Origin of the sequence: Mesorhizobium sp. B4-1-3 (assembly GCF_006439355.1) — a bacterium.
GTDB lineage: Bacteria > Pseudomonadota > Alphaproteobacteria > Rhizobiales > Rhizobiaceae > Mesorhizobium.
In genome coordinates this window covers 31,670-49,152 of record NZ_VFTG01000009.1, presented here as the reverse complement: position 1 = coordinate 49,152, position 17,483 = coordinate 31,670, and the positions used below count along the sequence as shown (strand labels likewise).

Genomic DNA, 17,483 nt, shown 5'->3' with positions numbered 1-17,483 from the left:
TCGACGGTCTCAGGCAGCCAGATGCTCGAACGCCGCGACAACCTGCTCATAGACCTTGCGCTTGAACGGTATGATCAGTTCGGGCAGCTCTCGCATCGGCCGCCAGGCCCATTCGTCGAATTCGGCCGTGTGGCCGCCGGGCGGCGGATTGATCGCGATCTCGCTTTCGTCACCCTCGAAGCGGTAGGCGAACCATTTCTGCGTCTGGCCGCGATAGCGGCCCTTGAAGGCGACGCCGACCAGATGCGGCGGCAGGTCGTAATTGATCCAATGCGGCGCCTCGGCAAGCAGCGACACGCTGCGCATACCGGTTTCCTCGTAGAGCTCGCGCCCGGCAGCCTCGATCGGCTCTTCGCCTTTGTCGATGCCGCCTTGCGGCATCTGCCAAAGCTGCGTGGCGCCGGCAAACTCGCTGTCCGGCTCGGCGATGCGGTGCCCGACCCAGACCAGGCCTGCCCTGTTGAGGATCATCAGCCCGACGCAGGGGCGGTAAGGCAGCGTTTCGGGATCGATCTTCTTGGCCATGGGTCAGCGTTCCAGCGGTCGTGGGGATTGATTGCGGCTAGGCGGGCAGGGTTAGCCCTTTTGCGGATCGATGGCCACCGCCGAGATCGGCACGATCTCGATGCCGCGCTTCTTCGCTTCGGCAATCCACGACGTCACCGTGTCGACGGTGATGTCGAAGGCCGAACCGATGCCGACCGCCGAGCCCTTGGCCCGCGCCGTGGCTTCGAGGCTGTCCAGCTTCTTGAGGATTTCGCCGCGATCCTGCACGGCATCGATCGCCATGTCGCCGGCGACGAAAGGCACGCCGTCCTTCAGGGCAAGCTCAGGCGCAACGCTGCGCGCGGAAGACCCGTCGTCGATGTAGGCGAGCCCCCGCTTGCCGAGCTCGGCCATGAATGGCTCCATCGCGTTCGCGTCGGCCGAAAAGCGCGCGCCCATATAGTTCATGACCGCGGTATAGTTCGTGGTCCTGGACAGCGCCCAGTCCAGGCTCTTCAGGTTCTCGTCCGGGCTGGCCGACACCGTCAGCGTGTTGCGGCCGGGGTTGACGTTGGGATAGTCGAACGGCTCGAGCGGCACCTGCATGACGATCTCGTGCCCGCTCTGCCTTGCCGCCTGCATCCAGCGGCCGATGCTGTTGCCTTGCGGCGCGAAGGCCAGCGTCACTTCGGCCGGCAATTTGGCGATCGCCGCTTGCGTGCCCGTCTGCGAAACGGCGAGCCCGCCGATGACGATCGCCACGCGAGCCCCGCGCGCCCCCGACCACGGCCGCGCATAGACGTCGAAGGGCCGCCGGCCATCGGCGGAGCGGATCGGCAGCGGGCCGGCGTCGCTGGCCTCGATCAGGGCCCTGTCCGGAATGTGGGCGGCCTTGAGGTTCTGGCCGAGCGTCGATGGATCGCGGATGACGATGGCCGCTTTCGGCGGGCTGTCGCCCTCCTCGGTCTGGACGTGGATGATCTGCGGCCCGCCGCTCTTCATCGGCGTGCTGGCCTGCGGCGTCGCCGCGGCGATGGGGGTCGGCACGGGTGTGGCGGGAGCAGGTGTGGCGGGAGCAGCGACGACCTTCGGCGTCGAAACCGCCACCTCTTCCGGCTTGCGGAACGGCTTCTCCCGCAATGCAATCGCACCGGAGACGCCTATCACCGCAAGCACGACGACTGCTGCGACAAGCGTGCCGCCGCCGATGCTGCGCTGCGCGGGCCGCTTGGGCGGAAGCGACTGTCCAAGCGGGCGTTCGATGTCTTTGCCGATGTCTGCCAAGTTCAGTTCCCAGCACGCCGCCCCGTGAATGTCACGTTAAACGTGAAATCCTGCGCAATCTTCGGCGCTATACCCCAGACGCGTGGCGCCCCAGCCTCGGTGCCCGAATCAAACTGCCGGAACCTCGCGGTCCCGGCAGCATTGCATTGCTTCGCTTGATCGGCCAGAGCCTGGCCTAGTGCATGTCGCCCAAAAGTGCGTCGCGGTTTTGGGACAACGACATGCACATATTCAAAGACCGAGCCGCATTACTGGTTCAGCACGGCCTTGTCCGGGTTCGGCGGGAACGACGGATCGGTCTTTTGGCCGCGCAGCAGCTGCTCGGCATAGATCAGCTGCAGATCGTCCTTGGGTTCCGGCGGCACGTAGGCGGCCGAGCCCGAGCCGGTGGCGCTCTCGTCGGCGCCCTTGATGTGGCCCTTGAGGTCGGATTCGCCACGGGTCAGGTCGCGACCTTGGAGGTCCGGCGGCAGCGGCTGGTCGACCTTGATGTCGGGCGTGATGCCCTTGCCCTGGATCGACTTGCCCGATGGCGTGTAATAGAGCGCCGTGGTGAGCCTTAGCGCGCCGTTCTCGCCGAGCGGGATGATGGTCTGCACCGAGCCCTTGCCGAAGGACTGCGTGCCGACCACGGTGGCGCGGCGCAGGTCCTGCAGCGCGCCGGCGACGATTTCGGAGGCGCTCGCGGAACCGCCATTGACCAGCACGATCAGCGGCTTGCCGTTGATGTCGTCATTCTGCTTCGGCTTGGCGTCGAAGCGGGTCACGTCCTTCGGATCGCGGCCGCGCGTCGAGACGATCTCGCCGCGCTTGAGGAAGGCGTCCGACACGCTCACCGCCTGGTCGAGCAGGCCGCCCGGATTGAGGCGCAGATCGAGCACATAGCCCTTCAGCTTGTCGTTCGGCACCTGCTTCTTGATGTTCTCGATGGCGTTCTCGAGATCGTCATAGGTCTTTTCGGTGAAGGAGGTGATCTTCATGTAGCCGACGTCGTTCTCGACCCGGTACTTCACCGCCTTGACCTTGATGATATCGCGCACCACCGTCAGTTCGATCGGCTTGTCGGCGCCCTGGCGCAGGATGGTGAGCTTGATCGGCGTGTTGACCGGTCCGCGCATCTTCTCGACCGCGTCGTTGAGGGTGAGGCCGCGAACCTCTTCGCCGTCGATCTTGGCGATGTAGTCGCCGGCAAGCACGCCCGCCTTGGCGGCCGGCGTGTCGTCGATCGGCGTGATCACCTTGACGAGGTCGTTCTCCATGGTGACCTCGATGCCGAGGCCGCCGAACTCGCCCTTGGTCTGCACGCGCATATCCTGCGCCTGCTCGGCGTTCATATAGGAGGAGTGCGGGTCGAGCGAGGACAGCATGCCATTGATGGCGTTCTCGACGAGCGACTTGTCGTCCGGCGGCGTCACGTAATTCGCGCGCACGCGCTCGAAGATGTCGCCGAAGATCGCCAGCTGCTTATAGGTTTCCGAGCCTGCAGCGTTCGCCGCCGAACCCGGTGCGCCGTAGACCAGGCTCATTGCCGATGCGCCCATCAGCGCGCCGGCAAACAGAAGCGACAGTTTCCGCATCATTTCACGTCCTTCCAGAGAATCGGTCCGCCCACCATGGGGCCGGATCGACGGGTTTTCCATCCTTGCGGAACTCAACATAGAGTTCCGGCGTCGCATTTCCATTCCGCGAGGCCGAGGCGCTTGCCACCCGGGCCTCTCCCATCGCGCCGATCGGCTCTCCTGCGAGCACCGACTGTCCCGTCGCGACGCTGATTCTGCTCATCCCCGCCAGGACGACATGATACCCGTCGCCTGCGTTGAGGATCAAGAGTTGACCATAGGAGCGAAACGGCCCCGCATAAAGCACGTTTCCATCCGCCGGCGCGGTGACGATGGCCCCCGATTGTGTCGCAACCATGTCGCCCTGCATCGCCGCGCCATTGCCGTCGTCGGTGCCGAAACGCCGTTTGATCTTGCCGATCACCGGCAGCGCGATCTGGCCTTGCAAGGCCGAGAACGGCGCCGATCCCGTCAGGCGGTTGGCCTCCGGCACCGGCAGCGGGGCGAGGTCGGTGGTCGAGGCCGTCGTATCGGCGTCGGTCGATTTGCGCTCGCCCGCCTTGACCTGGTCCTGGGCCTTGCGCGCCTTGTCGGCTTCGAGCGAGGCGATCAGGTCCTTGAGGCTGCTCGCCTTCGCCGCCAGCTGCTGCGAATGCTGCTGCTCGGCCACGATCGCCGTCTGGGTATCGGCCTGCAGCTTCTTCTTGGCCTCGAGCAGCATGGTGAGCCGCTTCTTCTCCGCCGTCTGGTCCGTGACTGCGGTGGTGAGCCTCGCCCGTTCCGCCTCGATCGAAGCCGTCACGCGCGTCTGCTCCTTGAGATCGGCCAGCAGCCGGTCGGTCTGCTGGCGCAGTTCCGGCACGACGGCGCCCAGCAGGATGGCGCTGCGTACCGACGACAGCGCATCCTCGGGCTTGACCAGGATCGCCGGCGGCGGGTTGAGCCCCATGCGCTGCAGCGCCCCCAGCACTTCGGCCAGCACGTCGCGCCGCGCCATGAGCGAGGTGCGCAGCTTCTTTTCCTCGGTTTTCAGCCCCTCGAGCTTGGCGCCGATGTCCTCGATGTCCTGGCCGAGCTTCTGCTCCGTCATCGCCGACTGGATGAGCGCCGCGGTGATCGAGGCATAGTCCTTCCGCACCGAAGCGATATCGGCGGCGAGCTTGCCCAGCCGCTCCGACGAGAGCGTGATTTCCTTGGAGACCTGCTCGTATTCGGCCCGGCTCTGATCCGGGTCGGGCGCTGTGTCGAGCGTGTTTTCGGTCGCCCAGACCGGCCCGAGCGTGAGCGCAGCGGCGACAAGGGTCAAACCGCAGCGGCTGCGCCAGGTGCGCATGATCGGGTACCAGCCTTCAGACATCAGGCCTCTAACCTATCCGCCGCTTCGTTAACGAACCATCAACCATGTTGGAAGCGCCGAATAACCCGGTTGCCGCGCGATTGAGGCGAAAATCGCGGCGCAGGCCGGCAATCCCCAGCTTTTCGGCCGATGCCGTTATTCACGAGCGATGATACGGGTGGCCCGCTAGGATCGTCGCAATCCGGTAAAGCTGCTCGCCCAGCATCACGCGCACCAGCTGGTGCGGCCAGGTCAGCGCGCCGAAGGATAGCACCAGGTCTGCCTCCTCGCGCAAGAATTTGTGGTGGCCGTCGGCGCCGCCGATGGCGACGACCAGCGCCTTGCGGCCGCCGTCGCGCAACTGGCCGACGCGGGTGGCCAGGTCTTCCGACGAAAGCGACTTGCCGCGTTCGTCGAGCAGGATGAGAACGCTACCGGCCTGCAATTGGGCCTGCAGCTTCTGGGCTTCCTCGCGGCGGCGCTCGTCGGCGCTCTGTCCGCGGCTCTCGGGGATTTCGACGATGCCGGCAAATTCCAGCCCGACCGCAGGCCCGCTTTTGGCGAAGCGCTCGAAATAGCGGTCGGCGAGTTCTCTCTCGGGGCCGGTCTTCATCCGGCCCACGGCATGAACGGTGATCTTCATCCTCGCCCCAGCGAGTTCGCTTCAGCGCATACCGTGACGGTTCACGGCAGGCGGATCAAGGCTCAGTGCAAGGTCTCTTCCTCGAGGTCCGGCGCCTGCCACATCTTTTCGAGATTGTAGAATTCGCGGACTTCGGGGCGGAAGACATGGACGATGATGTCGCCGGAATCGATCAAGACCCAGTCGGCGCTGGCCAGCCCCTCGACGCGCGCGGTGCCGAGACCGGCATCCTTCAGCGCCTTGAGGAGATGATCGGCGACAGCCGAGACATGACGGTGCGATCGGCCCGACGCGATGACCATGTAGTCGCCGAGGCTCGATTTTCCCTGGATGTCGATTGAGACGATGTTTTCGGCCTTGGAGTCTTCCAGACTGGCAAGGACTGTGTCGATGGCGAGGGTCGCGGCGTCGTTTCCGCTGATCCCGGCCGGCGAAGGCATGATGTCAGCCTTCTTCCGCAGTGCTGTTCTCAGTGTGTTTCCTTTCCCAACAAGAACAACCAAATCACCCATTCAAATCAGGTGACCCCTCTTAGATAGGCAGAGTTCCATTGCAGTTTCAAGACGACGGCCCGTTTTGCCTGGGCTGCGCCTGGGTCCGGACCGCTGCTTCAGGAGGACCTAAAAGGCGGGAACTGATCCCGAATGCATGGGTTATCGGCGCACCGACCAACGGGATCCCCGCCATGCCCACCGACCCGCAAAGCGCTCTCATCACCATCCAGGCCGGGCTCGCGCAGCTCAGCACACTGATCGTCTCCTATTCCTTCTCGGCCATCGGCGCCATTATCCTTCTGGTCGTCGGCTATTTCGTTGCCGGGCTTGCCGAGCGATCGATCTCCGCGGGCCTCGGCCACATCCATGGCTTCGACGCCACCTTGCGTCATTTCTTGTCCAAGATCGTCCGCTACGCCATCCTGACCCTGGTCGTCATCATGGTGCTCGGCCAGTTCGGGGTGCAGACGGCTTCCATCATCGCGGCAATAGGCGCCATCGGCCTGGCCATCGGACTGGCGCTGCAGGGCACTCTGCAGAACATCGCAGCCGGCATCATGCTGCTCGCGCTCAGGCCCTTCCGCATCGGCGAATATGCCGAGGTCGGCTCGATTGCCGGCACGATCGAGGAGATCGGCCTCTTCGCCACCAAGCTGCGCTCCGTCGACGGCGTCTATGTGCTGGCTCCCAATTCGACGCTGTGGAACCAGCCGGTGCGTAATTTCACCCGCAATGGCGTGCGCCGCACCGATATCACCCTGAGCATCGGCTCCTGGAACGATATCGACCGCGCGCAAAAGACGCTGCTTGCCACCGCCGCCGCCGAAAAGCGCATCCGGCGCGAACCGGCGCCGATCGCCTTCGTGGCCAGTCTCGGCGACACCACCGTTTCGCTCACCTTGCGCTACTGGACGTCGGCCGCCGACTATTTCTCCACCCAGACCGACATGACCAAGCGCGCCAAGCAGGCTTTTGACAGCGAAGGCATCTCGATCCCGCTGCCGCCGCCGGAAGCGCCGGCGCTGGAGGCGCGCAAGCAATAGCTCGCTCAGCGCTTGGTTGCCGTCTCGTCCGGCGCGAAGGCTAGCTCCACCGGCAAGGGCGTCTGCGCCGACATCGGCGCGAAACTGCCGCTTATGGCCGCGGGTGTCGGCCGGCCGGCCATCACGCGCCACAGCACGAACAGGCAGAAGGCCGATGCAATCACGATACCGACATAGATGAAGGTCGCGGTGCCGAAGACGGCGGAAAGCGCCGTCACGATGCCGGGCACGATGAAGCCGGCCAGCGACCAGGCAAACAGCATCGAGCTCGACAGCGCCAGAAGCTCGTCCTTGGCGGCGCGGTCGGCGGCATGCGCGCTGGACAGAGCGTAAATCGATTCCGCCGCCCCGTCCCAGAGAAGATAGATCACCACCAGCGCCATCAGCGCGCCGCCGTCGAAGACGACGGCGAGCACGCTGGCGACGGCCGCGAGCGCCGCAGCCCCAGCAAGCACGTAGCGCCGGTCGGTGCGGTCCGAAATCCAGCCGAGCGGGATCTGCAGGATCAGCGTCCCGACCGGCATCGCCGACAACAAGAGCGCCACATCGGCCTGGCTGTAGCCCTTGGCGGTGGCATGGATCGGCGCGAAGCCGGAGACGATCATCGACAGCCCGCCGACCGCCAGCATGCCGGCGACGCCGACCGGTGAGATGCGCCAGGCGCGGCGCAACGCCACCGATGCGGCCTGCGGCGCCGGCGGCTGCGCGAGCCGCGTCATGCCGACCGGCAGGATGGAAAGCGCCGTGAAGGTGATGCCGATCAGCGACGCGGCTGCCGTGTGGATGTCGACCGCGGCAAGCGTTGCGTAGCCGACGCCGAGCCCCGCGATATAGGCGACATAGAACACCGCCATGACCCGGCCGCGGATCGAATTCGGCAAGGCGTCGTTCAGCCAGCTCTGCGCGACGATGAACAGGCCGCAAATGGCGAAGCCGTAAAGCGCCCGCGCGGCGATCCATAAAAGCGGGATCGGCCCGGCGCCGATGGCGGCGTTGGAAAGCGCGATCAGCGCCGAAAGCACCATGAAGGCGCGGGCGTGGCCGACGCGTCGAACCAAAGGCCCGGTCAGGATGCAGCCGGCGAGCCCCCCGGCCGAAAGCCCGGTGACGATCAGCCCGGCCCAGGTCGGGTTGAAGCCGTCGGCGCCGAGACGCACCGGGATATAGGCGAACATCAGCCCGTTGCCGATCGCGATCAGCGCCATCGACACGATGACGCTGGCAATGGCGATCAGCGGCGCCGGCTGTTCGGCGCGGACGGCGTCGGTGGTGGGGTTCTGCTTCAGCATGCTTGTGCAGCTTGGCTTACCGGAGTGGGAAAAGCCGCCGTAAAAGCGACATGGCCGGACTTAGCCCTTCGCCGCCTTGCGGATCGCGGTGGAGGAGAGCGACGAACGCGGCCCGTGGATGAAGGTCCAGGCCGGCGCCTGCATGCGGGCAAGCAGCGGTGCGTCGCCCTCGTCGATGCGGGCATAGTCGAACGTCTTGGCGACCACCGACGACAGGAAGGAGAGCGTCGCGCCCGGGCGATCGATGACCGCGATCGGGAAGGTCAGCACGATCTCGCGCCAGCGCTGCCAGCGGTGGAAGTCGCGCAAACTGTCCGCGCCCATGATCCAGGCGAAATCGACGCCCGGATTGCGCGCCTTGACCAGCGCCAGCGTGTCGGCCGTGTAGCGCACATGCTGCGCCGCCTCGAAGGCGGTGACCTTGATCTTCGGATTCTTAGCGATCTTTTCGGACAGCTCGATGCGCTGCGCGAGCGGCGCCAGCTCGCGAGCGCTTTTCAGTGGATTGCCGGGCGTCACCATCCACCACAGCTGGTCGAGTGCCAGCCTTCTCAGCGCGATCTCGGCGACCAGCGCATGGCCGGCATGCGGCGGATTGAACGAGCCGCCGAACAGCCCGACGGTCAGGCCCCTGGCGGCGTGCGGCATGCGAACGTAGCGGGCAGGGACGGGCTGCTCGGCTTGCGAAAGCATTCGCCTTGGCCTCCCCTCAGGCCTGCCGCGCGAAAAGCGTCAAGGCCTCACCTGTCCCGATCCGCGCACGCGGTATTTGAACGAGGTGAGTTGCTCGACGCCGACCGGCCCGCGCGCATGCATCTTGCCGGTGGCGATGCCGATCTCGGCGCCCATGCCGAACTCGCCGCCATCGGCGAACTGCGTCGAGGCATTGTGCAGCAGGATCGCCGAGTCGATCTCGTTGAAGAATTTTTCGACCGCTTGCGCGTCCTCGGCGATGATCGCCTCGGTGTGGTGCGACGAGAAGGTCTCGATATGCTCGATCGCGCCGGCGACGCCGTCGACCAACTTCACCGCGATGATGGCGTCGAGATACTCCGTCACCCAGTCGGCGTCGGTCGCAGGGCTGGCATCGGCGAAGGCTTTCATCACCTCGGCGTCGGCATGGATCTCGCAGCCGGCGGTGCGCAGCGCTTCCAGGATCGGCACCAGATGCGTGGCGGCCACCGCGCGGTCGACCAGCAAGGTCTCGGCGGCGCCGCAAACGCCGGTGCGCCGCATCTTGGCGTTGACCGCGATCTTGACCGCCATGTCGAGATCGGCCGAGCGGTCGATATACAGGTGGCAGATGCCTTCCAGATGCGCGAAGATCGGCACCCGCGCCTCGCTCTGCACGCGCCCGACCAGGCTCTTGCCGCCGCGCGGGACGATGACGTCGAGATTGCCGCTCAAGCCCTTGAGCATCTCCCCGACGGCGGCGCGGTCGGTGGTCGGCACCAGCTGGATGGCATCCTCAGGCAGGCCGGTCGCCTTCAGCCCTTCGACCATGCAGGCATGGATCGCCGATGACGAATTGATCGAATCCGAGCCTCCGCGCAGGATCACCGGATTGCCCGCCTTGAGGCAAAGCGCGCCGGCGTCCGCCGTCACATTCGGCCTGCTCTCATAGATGACGCCGATGACGCCGAGCGGCGTGCGCACGCGCTCGATATTAAGCCCGTTCGGCCGGTCCCATTCGGCGATGACGTCGCCGACCGGATCCTTGAGCTCGGCGATCTCGCGAATGCCGTCGGCCATCGCCTTGATGCGCGAGGGCGTAAGTTTGAGGCGATCCATGAAGGAGCCGGACAAACCGGCCTCCTCGCCATTCGACATGTCGATGGCGTTGGCATCGAGGATCACCTGCTCGTTGCGCAGGACGGCGTCCGCCATGGCGGCAAGCGCGGCATTCTTGGCCTTGGTTGAGGCGACGGCCAACGGTCGGGCGGCCGCACGGGCGCGGCGGCCGATACCGGCCATCAGCGCCACCGTGTCTTCGCCGGATTTTTCATGCAGCTTCAGCATGGTTCATCCTCCGCCCGTCGTCGTTCAATGCTTATTCGTCGGCCAGTACCTGGTCGCCGACAACGCTTACCACAAGGTCGTCGCGATGGATCATCGCCGAACGTGCCTCGTAGCCGAGCACGTTTTCGATCTCGGCCGTCTTCAGCCCCGCGATCCTTACGGCATCGGCGGCATCATAGGCAACCAGCCCGCGCGCGATCTCGCGGCCCTCCGGCGACAGGATCGCCACCGTGTCGCCGCGCGAGAAATTGCCGCTGACCACTTTTACCCCGGCCGGCAGCAGCGACTTTCCGGACTTCAAGGCCCCGATGGCGCCGGCATCGACGGTGAGCCGGCCGGCCGGCTCAAGCTGGCCGGCGATCCAGGTCTTGTAACCCTTCACCGGGTTGGCGCTCGGCTTGAAGAAGGTCGAGCGCTCGCCGCGCTCGATCGCCATCAGCGGCGAAAGCCTGGTACCCGAGGTGATGATCATCGCCGTGCCGGCGGCATTGGCGATCTTGCCGGCGTCGAGCTTGGTGCGCATGCCGCCGCGCGACAATTCGGACGCGGCCGCGCCCGCCATCGCCTCAATGTCGGGCGTGATGCGGTCGACCACGGGAATGAATTTTGCCTGCGGGTCCTTGGCCGGCGGCGCCGTATAGAGCCCATCGATATCGGAAAGCAGCACCAGAAGATCGGCGCCCATCATCGTCGCCACCCGCGCCGCCAGCCGGTCATTGTCGCCGTAGCGGATTTCCGAGGTCGCCACCGTGTCGTTCTCGTTGATGACCGGCACCGCCTTCATCTTGAGCAGCGTCGAGATCGTCGCGCGCGCGTTGAGGTAGCGTCTGCGCTCCTCCGTGTCGCCAAGAGTGAGAAGAATCTGGCCGGACTTCAGCCCGTCCTTGCCGAGCGCGTCCGACCATGCGCCGGCAAGCGCGATCTGGCCAACCGCAGCGGCAGCCTGGCTCTCCTCGAGCTTCAGCGCGCGCTTGCCGAGGCCGAGAACGGTGCGACCGAGCGCGATCGCGCCCGACGAGACGACCAGCACTTCAGCGCCGGCCCCGGCCAGCACCGCGATGTCGTCGGCAAGCGACGTCAGCCAGTCGCGCTTCAGGCCTGTCGCGCGGTCGACGAGCAGCGCAGAGCCGATCTTCACGGTGATGCGCCGATATGATTTCAGCGATTTCATGGGTCTTACCGCCAGCGCGTGTCGACGGGAGCCGGAACGGCATCGCGCGATTCTGCGACCACCGCCATCAGCGCGCGCAGCACAGCCTCGACGCCTTCGCCGGTGACGGCCGACAAAAGCATCGGCGCGCGGCCGGCGGCACGCTTCAGCGAGGCCGCCTTCTTCTTGCGGGCGTCCGCATCGAGGATATCGATCTGGCTGAGCGCCACGATCTCGACCTTGTCGGTCAGCCCATGGCCATAGGCTTCGAGTTCGGCGCGCACCGTCTTATATGCCTTGCCGGGATTTTCCTCCTGCGCGGAAACAAGGTGAAGCAGCACGCGCGTGCGCTCGACATGGCCGAGGAAACGGTCGCCGATGCCCACCCCCTCATGCGCGCCCTCGATCAGGCCGGGAATGTCGGCCAGCACGAATTCGCGGCCGTCGATACGGGCGACGCCGAGGCCGGGATGAAGCGTCGTGAACGGATAGTCGGCGATCTTCGGCTTGGCCGCGGTGACGGCGGCAAGGAAGGTCGACTTGCCGGCATTGGGCATGCCGACCAGGCCGGCGTCGGCGATCAGCTTGAGCCTGAGCCAGATGCTGAGCTCCTCGCCTGGCTGCCCGGGATTGGCGCGTCGCGGCGCCTGGTTGGTCGAGGTCTTGAAGTGCTGGTTGCCGAAGCCGCCATTGCCGCCCTTGGCGAGCAGAAAGCGCTGGCCGACCACGGTCAGGTCGCAGATCAGCGTCTCGTTGTCCTCGGCAAAGATCTGCGTGCCCGCCGGCACCTTCAGCGTCACGTCGGCACCCTTAGCGCCCGTCATGTTGCGGCCCATGCCGTGCATGCCGGTCTTGGCCTTGAAATGCTGCTGATAGCGATAGTCGATCAGCGTATTCAGCCCGTCGACCGCTTCCACCCAGACATCGCCGCCTCGCCCGCCATCGCCGCCGTCCGGGCCGCCGAACTCGACGAATTTTTCGCGCCTGAACGACACCGAACCGGCGCCGCCGTCGCCGGAACGGATGTAAACCTTGGCTTGATCGAGGAATTTCATCGTTTCAAGTTTCTGCTATTGCGCTTGCGGGATTGCTCTAAACCAAGGCAGGGCCGAGGGCGAGGCCGAATTGCGACTAAACCGCCGGATGCCCTTTCGGCGGGCACGCGGTAGCACTGGCGGGGACTGAAGGGGCACGGGAATGAGGATCGTCACCTACAACATCCAGTACGGCATCGGCCTTGACGGCAGATACGACGTCGGCCGCATCGCCGATGCAGTGCGCGGGGCCGATGTCATCGCACTGCAGGAAGTGACCCGCAACAACCCGCGCAACGGCGACCGCGACATGGTGGCCGAGATCAGCGAGGCGCTGCCCGATTATTTCGCCGCCTATGGCAGCAATTTCGAGGTCAATATCGGCTCGCGCCTGGAGAACGGCCGCGCGATCTCGACTTCCTTCCAGCTCGGCAACATGGTGCTGTCGAAGACGCCCATTCATCTGTCGCGCAATCTCCTTCTGCCGCGCAGCCGCAGCCTCGAGACCATGAACTTCCAGCGCGGCGCGCTCGAAGCGCTGATCGAGACGCCGCTCGGCTTCATCCGCTTCTATTCCACCCATCTCGACCACCGCAGCCCGGTCGAGCGCCAGGGTCAGATCCGTTTCCTGCGCCAGCGCCTCCTGAACTACGCGCTGGAAGGCGGCGGCCTGTCGGGCATTCCCGAGATCGGCCTGCCGGACCTGCCCTATCCTGAAGCCTTCATCGTCATGGGTGACTTCAACATGCTGCCGGGCTCGCCCGAATATGTCGAGCTCGCCGGTCGCCCTGACCATGAGTTCGGCATGCCGCTGACCGCCGATCTCGCCGTCGACGTCGCCCAGCGTCTTGCGGTCGCCGACCTCATCACCTGGGTCGATCCCGACCGGCCCGCCGACAAAAGCCGCCACAAATGCATCGACTACATCTTCACCAGCGCCTCGCTCGCCAAATCGCTGAAGCGCCTGTGGTCCGATCGGGACGCCGTCGGCTCCGACCACCTGCCGCTCTGGGCGGAGTTGAACTGAGTTCTGGACTCCCCCTCATCCGGCCGCTACGCGGCCACCTTCTCCCCCAGGGGAGAAGAGATTGACGCCGGCGCTTACCTGCTCCTCTCCCCTCGGGGAGAGGCCGGATTGCCCACGAATTGCCCTTCGCAATTCGGTTGGGAATCCGGTTGAGGGGCGCCGCTCAACCTTCCGAAGCGCCTATCAATAGTGGATCCAGTTACGAAGACTGTTCCACGTCTTCCTGTCCAGCCGGTAGCGCTCGACAGGCACCTGGCCGGCGACGATCGAGTTCAGCATGCCCTGGCCGGCATACTGGAAGCCGCATTTGTGGATGACCCGGCGCGAGGCCGGATTGATCACCCTGGTCGAGGCATGCAGCACCTGGATCGAGGTCCGCTGGAAGGCGAGGTCGACGAGCGCATGCGCGGCTTCCGTGGCATAGCCGCGCTTCCAATAGGGCTCGCCGATCCAGTAGCCCAGCTCCAGGCCGCGATCGGTGGTGTTCAGGCCGGCGCAGCCGACGAAGGTGCCGCCATCCTTGAGCGTCAGCGCGTAGATGATGCCGGCGCGCCGCGACGCCGCCATGGCAAGGAAGGTGCGGCCTTCGGCTTCGCCATAGGGATGCGGCATGCGGGCCAGCATTTCGGCGACATGTCGGTTGTCGGCAAGCGTGACGAGTTGCTCGAGATCGCTTTCGCGCGGCGCGCGCATGACCAGCCGCTCAGTGGCCAGCACCGGGCAATCGATCGCGTAACTTTCGTCTTCCGTGTCTTCCGCTTCGGCAACCATTTTAGTCCTCCAGGGCAAGAAAAAATGAAAAGGAGAGAGGGAAAACCCATCTCTCCTGATCCTTTTCCTGGCCTGGCCAGACACCGGTTCCCGAGATGGGCGCCGGTGTTATGGTGCGGAACCGGCTACTCCGCAGCTTTGGTAACCGGGTTCACCGATACGTAGGTTCGGCCGTTGGCTTTTTTGTTGAAGGTGACTGCGCCGGCTTCGAGCGCAAAAAGGGTGTGGTCCGTGCCCATGCCAACATTGGTGCCCGGATGCCATTGCGTGCCGCGCTGACGGATGATGATGTTGCCGGCGACGACGGCTTCGCCGCCGAACTTCTTCACGCCCAGACGCTTGGAGTGCGAATCGCGACCATTGCGCGACGAACCGCCAGCTTTCTTGTGTGCCATTTGACTAACTCCGATGCGCCCTGAGGCGCTTGAATGGTCTTATGAACGCGTTCGCGTTCCGTTTCAAGTCCTGTAGCGGCGACGATCGCCGCCGGTAAAATTACTTCTTCGCCAGTTCCTTGGCCTGCTCGCGCCAGTCCTTGATCTGGTCGGCGCTGAACGGCATGTGCTCGTCGATCTTGGCGACGTCCTTCTCGGTGAGCTTGGCGAGCTGCGCGAAAGCGACGATGCCCTGCTCGGCGAGGTCCTTCGCCGCGACCGGGCCGATGCCCTTGATGACCGTCAGGTCGTCCGGCTCACCCCTCGGCGCCTTGAAGAGCGGCGCGGGCTTTGCCTCTTCGCCGGCAGCGGCTTCCGCCTTCGGGGCAGCTTCCTTCTTGGCCTTGGGCTCCTTTGGCGCGGCTTCGGCCTTCGCCTCGGCGACGACTTCAGCCTTGGCCTCTGCCTTGGCTTCCGGCTTGGCGGCGGCCTTCTTCGACGGCTTGGCGCCGCCCAGCAGGATCTCGGCGATCCGAACGGTGGTCAGAAGCTGGCGGTGGCCGATCTTGCGACGCGAATTCTGGCGGCGGCGCTTCTTGAAAGCGATGACGGTGCGGTTCTTGCCCTGCTCGACGACTTCCGCCGTGACCATGGCGCCATCGACGAACGGCGCGCCGAAGGTGACATTCTCGCCCTCGCCATGCGCGAGCACATTGCCGATCTCGACGATATCGCCGACCTTGGCTTCGAGTTTCTCGATCTTCAGGAGATCGTTGGCGGCGACGCGATATTGCTTGCCGCCCGTTTTGATGACTGCGAACATTTTTTGCCTTTCGCTGTTCGGTCGGCCTCGATGAACCGCCTCGGGCGGTTCGGCCGTCTTTTTGTCAGTCTGCGGGTTCAAAAAACAAGCGGCGCGGAAGAGCCTCCACGCCGAATGCGGGCTGTCCCTAACCGAAGGTTGCGCCGGAGTCAAGGCAAGCGGGCTCGTTCTGGACGATACCCACGAGCATGCCGCCGGCAAAGGAGACGTCGGCGCAGTCAACGCCGCTTTTTAAAGAAGCTGGAATTCGCTCGAATAGGGCCTTGTAACTCCAGCAGTCAGCCGTTATCTAGTGCGCCGCGCCGGCAACGGCCGACCATGACCTCGCGGAGAGGTGGCAGAGTGGTCGAATGCACCGCACTCGAAATGCGGCATACTCGCAAGGGTATCGGGGGTTCGAATCCCTCCCTCTCCGCCATCCTGCTTCGCGCTGCGCGCTTCGCAGGATCGACGCGATCCTTCGCGCCAAACAGGATGGCATCGGCAGCAGCGTGAAGCAGCACACACCGGCGTGACAAGAATCCGCTATGGTCGGTGGAATATGATCCCAAGGGACTCACCCTGCGGAGGGCCGTTCGACATGCGCTATGGACGGAATGCAACGGTATCAGGTTGGCTGCTGACCGGCCGAACCATAGCGATCGCCCTGGCAATTGCGTCCTCCATTTCGCCCGCGCACGCAGCACAGCATCGTTTGCCGAGCGGCTATAAATGGGGCCGCTGCCTGCTGGTCGTTCACGGCGAGACCCGCATATCCGGAAAATGCTCCTACCAAATAGAGAAGGGCGGCGATTTCAACATCCAGGGTCCCAAGCAGGTTTTCGCCGGCATAGACTATCCCGACACGCATAGTGGAGCGGGCGAGATGTCGAAGGATTACTGGGCCGTCATATACAAGGACGGTGATGCTTTGGCGGGCTATGCGAACGGGGATATTCGCGACACGCATGGCGAGGCAGGCGATTGGGGAGAGCTTCGCCGTGAAGGCGCCTGCTATGTCGGGAAGGACGTCAAGGTCTGCCTTTGGCGTTAGCCGCCGATCCGTTCGGTGACCCCCCTCTCAGTCGTCCCTCGCCCGGTCGATGGTCACCGTCGCCGAGGTTCCGACCACCAGCCCTGCCTTCGTGGCGGCATCGCCGTCCAGCGCGATATGCACTGGAACGCGCTGCGCCAGCCGCACCCAGGTGAAGGTCGGGTTGATGTCCGCCAGCAGCGTCCCGGAGGTGCGTTCGCGGTCCTCGATGCCGGCGGCTATGCTTGCGACATGGCCCGAAAGCGACGATTTCCATCCCATCGGTCGGATCATTGCCCTGGCGCCCACCTCGATGCGCGGCAGTTTCGTCTCCTCGAAATAGCCGTCGATGCGGACGGTATCGGTGTCGACCAGCGCCATCGTGGCCGCGCCCGTCGTGACATAGTCGCCGGGTCGAAGGCTGAGATTGGTGATGATACCATTGACGGGCGCCCTGACTTGCGCGCGGTCGAGGTTGAGCTGCGCCAGGTCGCGCGCAGCACTTGCCTGCAGGCTCTCCGACTCCGCCTCGGCCACGCTCGATTGCGCCTCCTCGATCTGCTGGACGCTGACCGCCGAGGCCGTCAGGCGCTTAAGACGTTCCAGATTTCTCCTCGCCTGGTCAAGCATCGCCTGCCGGCCTTCGACCACTGCCTGCGCCTGCGCGAGAGCGACGGCAAAGCGCTGGCGGTCGACCTCGAACAGCACATCGCCCTTCTTCACCGCTTGGTTGTCCTTGACCAGGACCTCCGCCACGAGGCCTGAAACGTCGGGCGTGACGCCCACGACATCGGCGCGCACATGCGCGTCGCGCGTCCATGGGGCATTCATGTTGTCGTCCCAAAGCTTCCAGGCGGCAACGCAGGCGACGGCGACGACGGCAAGCGTGACGAGGACCCTGCCGGTCAGTCGAAGAAGACGGTATTTCATGAGAACAGCCGATTTGAGAGCGAGGACATTGCCCCGAGGATGAGGATGTAAAGCGCGAGGTTGAAAAGCGCCCGGTGCCAGACGAGCGAATAGAGGCCGGTCCATGACAGAACCTGCCAGACGATCCGGGCCACGACGAAGGCCGCCAGCGTCGTGACCAGAAGCCCCGGCAGATAGATGCCGCCAATGCTGATATCGTTCTGCATGTG

At 65.0% G+C, this 17,483-nt stretch carries 19 protein-coding genes and 1 tRNA gene; 4 read left to right on the top strand and 16 right to left on the bottom strand.

Annotated elements, in window-relative coordinates; genetic code table 11:
• Nucleotides 1-9 precede the first annotated feature (9 nt).
• The 6 genes from FJW06_RS14000 to rsfS form a co-directional block, all read right to left on the bottom strand.
• On the bottom strand, nucleotides 10-525 hold the full coding sequence (locus FJW06_RS14000) for an RNA pyrophosphohydrolase (RefSeq protein ID WP_140752598.1): 516 nt from the start codon (nucleotides 523-525) through the stop codon (nucleotides 10-12).
• 51 nt (nucleotides 526-576) lie between these two features.
• Nucleotides 577-1,770, bottom strand: coding sequence for a divergent polysaccharide deacetylase family protein (locus FJW06_RS13995; protein WP_140752596.1), 1,194 nt, complete (start codon nucleotides 1,768-1,770; stop codon nucleotides 577-579).
• A 248-nt stretch (nucleotides 1,771-2,018) separates the two neighbouring features.
• Nucleotides 2,019-3,350, bottom strand: a complete 1,332-nt coding sequence (locus tag FJW06_RS13990) for a S41 family peptidase (RefSeq protein WP_181178289.1) — start codon at nucleotides 3,348-3,350, stop codon at nucleotides 2,019-2,021.
• Nucleotide 3,351: 1 nt separating this feature from the next.
• Nucleotides 3,352-4,686: a murein hydrolase activator EnvC gene (locus tag FJW06_RS13985; RefSeq protein ID WP_140752594.1), complete on the bottom strand. Its 1,335-nt coding sequence runs from the start codon at nucleotides 4,684-4,686 to the stop codon at nucleotides 3,352-3,354.
• A gap of 139 nt (nucleotides 4,687-4,825) precedes the next feature.
• Nucleotides 4,826-5,308: a 23S rRNA (pseudouridine(1915)-N(3))-methyltransferase RlmH gene (rlmH, locus tag FJW06_RS13980; RefSeq protein WP_140752592.1), complete on the bottom strand. Its 483-nt coding sequence runs from the start codon at nucleotides 5,306-5,308 to the stop codon at nucleotides 4,826-4,828.
• Nucleotides 5,309-5,370: 62 nt separating this feature from the next.
• On the bottom strand, nucleotides 5,371-5,748 hold the full coding sequence (gene rsfS, locus FJW06_RS13975; protein WP_140752590.1) for a ribosome silencing factor: 378 nt from the start codon (nucleotides 5,746-5,748) through the stop codon (nucleotides 5,371-5,373).
• Between the two features lie 245 nt (nucleotides 5,749-5,993).
• Between rsfS and FJW06_RS13970 the strand changes: the two genes are divergently transcribed.
• Nucleotides 5,994-6,845, top strand: coding sequence for a mechanosensitive ion channel domain-containing protein (locus FJW06_RS13970; protein WP_140752588.1), 852 nt, complete (start codon nucleotides 5,994-5,996; stop codon nucleotides 6,843-6,845).
• A gap of 5 nt (nucleotides 6,846-6,850) precedes the next feature.
• Here FJW06_RS13970 and FJW06_RS13965 read toward each other — a convergent pair whose 3' ends face one another.
• The 5 genes from FJW06_RS13965 to obgE all read right to left on the bottom strand — a co-directional run bounded on the left by FJW06_RS13965 (nucleotide 6,851) and on the right by obgE (nucleotide 12,358).
• Nucleotides 6,851-8,134 (bottom strand): MFS transporter, encoded by a 1,284-nt coding sequence (locus FJW06_RS13965; RefSeq protein WP_140752586.1) that lies wholly within the window; start codon nucleotides 8,132-8,134, stop codon nucleotides 6,851-6,853.
• 60 nt (nucleotides 8,135-8,194) lie between these two features.
• On the bottom strand, nucleotides 8,195-8,782 hold the full coding sequence (locus tag FJW06_RS13960) for a nicotinate-nucleotide adenylyltransferase (RefSeq protein WP_140752844.1): 588 nt from the start codon (nucleotides 8,780-8,782) through the stop codon (nucleotides 8,195-8,197).
• An 84-nt stretch (nucleotides 8,783-8,866) separates the two neighbouring features.
• Nucleotides 8,867-10,153 (bottom strand): glutamate-5-semialdehyde dehydrogenase, encoded by a 1,287-nt coding sequence (locus FJW06_RS13955; RefSeq protein ID WP_140752584.1) that lies wholly within the window; start codon nucleotides 10,151-10,153, stop codon nucleotides 8,867-8,869.
• 31 nt (nucleotides 10,154-10,184) lie between these two features.
• Nucleotides 10,185-11,324, bottom strand: coding sequence for a glutamate 5-kinase (proB, locus tag FJW06_RS13950; protein ID WP_140752582.1), 1,140 nt, complete (start codon nucleotides 11,322-11,324; stop codon nucleotides 10,185-10,187).
• Between the two features lie 5 nt (nucleotides 11,325-11,329).
• Nucleotides 11,330-12,358 carry a GTPase ObgE gene (gene obgE, locus FJW06_RS13945; protein WP_140752580.1) on the bottom strand — a complete coding sequence of 343 codons (1,029 nt, stop codon included), beginning with the start codon at nucleotides 12,356-12,358 and terminating at the stop codon, nucleotides 11,330-11,332.
• Nucleotides 12,359-12,500: 142 nt separating this feature from the next.
• Between obgE and FJW06_RS13940 the strand changes: the two genes are divergently transcribed.
• The gene (locus FJW06_RS13940) at nucleotides 12,501-13,364 is read left to right on the top strand and encodes an endonuclease/exonuclease/phosphatase family protein (RefSeq protein WP_140752578.1); all 864 of its coding nucleotides are present in this window, start codon (nucleotides 12,501-12,503) and stop codon (nucleotides 13,362-13,364) included.
• A 183-nt stretch (nucleotides 13,365-13,547) separates the two neighbouring features.
• Here the strand turns inward: FJW06_RS13940 and FJW06_RS13935 are convergent, their stop codons facing one another.
• From FJW06_RS13935 to FJW06_RS13925, 3 genes are all read right to left on the bottom strand, one after another.
• On the bottom strand, nucleotides 13,548-14,135 hold the full coding sequence (locus FJW06_RS13935; protein ID WP_140752576.1) for a GNAT family protein: 588 nt from the start codon (nucleotides 14,133-14,135) through the stop codon (nucleotides 13,548-13,550).
• Nucleotides 14,136-14,260: 125 nt separating this feature from the next.
• Nucleotides 14,261-14,530, bottom strand: a complete 270-nt coding sequence (gene rpmA, locus FJW06_RS13930) for a 50S ribosomal protein L27 (RefSeq protein WP_140752574.1) — start codon at nucleotides 14,528-14,530, stop codon at nucleotides 14,261-14,263.
• 100 nt (nucleotides 14,531-14,630) lie between these two features.
• The gene (locus FJW06_RS13925) at nucleotides 14,631-15,332 is read right to left on the bottom strand and encodes a 50S ribosomal protein L21 (protein ID WP_140752572.1); all 702 of its coding nucleotides are present in this window, start codon (nucleotides 15,330-15,332) and stop codon (nucleotides 14,631-14,633) included.
• 328 nt (nucleotides 15,333-15,660) lie between these two features.
• Between FJW06_RS13925 and FJW06_RS13920 the strand changes: the two genes are divergently transcribed.
• Nucleotides 15,661-15,750, top strand: a tRNA-Ser gene (locus FJW06_RS13920).
• A 162-nt stretch (nucleotides 15,751-15,912) separates the two neighbouring features.
• Nucleotides 15,913-16,365, top strand: coding sequence for a hypothetical protein (locus FJW06_RS13915; RefSeq protein ID WP_140752570.1), 453 nt, complete (start codon nucleotides 15,913-15,915; stop codon nucleotides 16,363-16,365).
• 27 nt (nucleotides 16,366-16,392) lie between these two features.
• Here FJW06_RS13915 and FJW06_RS13910 read toward each other — a convergent pair whose 3' ends face one another.
• On the bottom strand, nucleotides 16,393-17,274 hold the full coding sequence (locus FJW06_RS13910) for an HlyD family secretion protein (protein ID WP_140752568.1): 882 nt from the start codon (nucleotides 17,272-17,274) through the stop codon (nucleotides 16,393-16,395).
• Nucleotides 17,271-17,480: a DUF1656 domain-containing protein gene (locus FJW06_RS13905; protein WP_140752566.1), complete on the bottom strand. Its 210-nt coding sequence runs from the start codon at nucleotides 17,478-17,480 to the stop codon at nucleotides 17,271-17,273. The genes FJW06_RS13910 and FJW06_RS13905 overlap by 4 nt, the downstream gene beginning before the upstream one ends.
• Nucleotides 17,481-17,483 lie beyond the last annotated feature (3 nt).

Coding starts and splice junctions, on each gene's coding strand:
- FJW06_RS14000 (WP_140752598.1), bottom strand. CDS start 525: ATGGCCAAGAAGATCGATCCCGAAACGCTGCCTTACCGCCCCTGCGTC.
- FJW06_RS13990 (WP_181178289.1), bottom strand. CDS start 3,350: ATGATGCGGAAACTGTCGCTTCTGTTTGCCGGCGCGCTGATGGGCGCA.
- FJW06_RS13985 (WP_140752594.1), bottom strand. CDS start 4,686: ATGTCTGAAGGCTGGTACCCGATCATGCGCACCTGGCGCAGCCGCTGC.
- rlmH (WP_140752592.1), bottom strand. CDS start 5,308: ATGAAGATCACCGTTCATGCCGTGGGCCGGATGAAGACCGGCCCCGAG.
- rsfS (WP_140752590.1), bottom strand. CDS start 5,748: ATGCCTTCGCCGGCCGGGATCAGCGGAAACGACGCCGCGACCCTCGCC.
- FJW06_RS13970 (WP_140752588.1), top strand. CDS start 5,994: ATGCCCACCGACCCGCAAAGCGCTCTCATCACCATCCAGGCCGGGCTC.
- FJW06_RS13965 (WP_140752586.1), bottom strand. CDS start 8,134: ATGCTGAAGCAGAACCCCACCACCGACGCCGTCCGCGCCGAACAGCCG.
- FJW06_RS13960 (WP_140752844.1), bottom strand. CDS start 8,782: ATGCCGCACGCCGCCAGGGGCCTGACCGTCGGGCTGTTCGGCGGCTCG.
- FJW06_RS13955 (WP_140752584.1), bottom strand. CDS start 10,153: ATGCTGAAGCTGCATGAAAAATCCGGCGAAGACACGGTGGCGCTGATG.
- proB (WP_140752582.1), bottom strand. CDS start 11,324: ATGAAATCGCTGAAATCATATCGGCGCATCACCGTGAAGATCGGCTCT.
- obgE (WP_140752580.1), bottom strand. CDS start 12,358: ATGAAATTCCTCGATCAAGCCAAGGTTTACATCCGTTCCGGCGACGGC.
- FJW06_RS13940 (WP_140752578.1), top strand. CDS start 12,501: ATGAGGATCGTCACCTACAACATCCAGTACGGCATCGGCCTTGACGGC.
- FJW06_RS13935 (WP_140752576.1), bottom strand. CDS start 14,135: ATGGTTGCCGAAGCGGAAGACACGGAAGACGAAAGTTACGCGATCGAT.
- rpmA (WP_140752574.1), bottom strand. CDS start 14,530: ATGGCACACAAGAAAGCTGGCGGTTCGTCGCGCAATGGTCGCGATTCG.
- FJW06_RS13925 (WP_140752572.1), bottom strand. CDS start 15,332: ATGTTCGCAGTCATCAAAACGGGCGGCAAGCAATATCGCGTCGCCGCC.
- FJW06_RS13915 (WP_140752570.1), top strand. CDS start 15,913: ATGCGCTATGGACGGAATGCAACGGTATCAGGTTGGCTGCTGACCGGC.
- FJW06_RS13910 (WP_140752568.1), bottom strand. CDS start 17,274: ATGAAATACCGTCTTCTTCGACTGACCGGCAGGGTCCTCGTCACGCTT.
- FJW06_RS13905 (WP_140752566.1), bottom strand. CDS start 17,480: ATGCAGAACGATATCAGCATTGGCGGCATCTATCTGCCGGGGCTTCTG.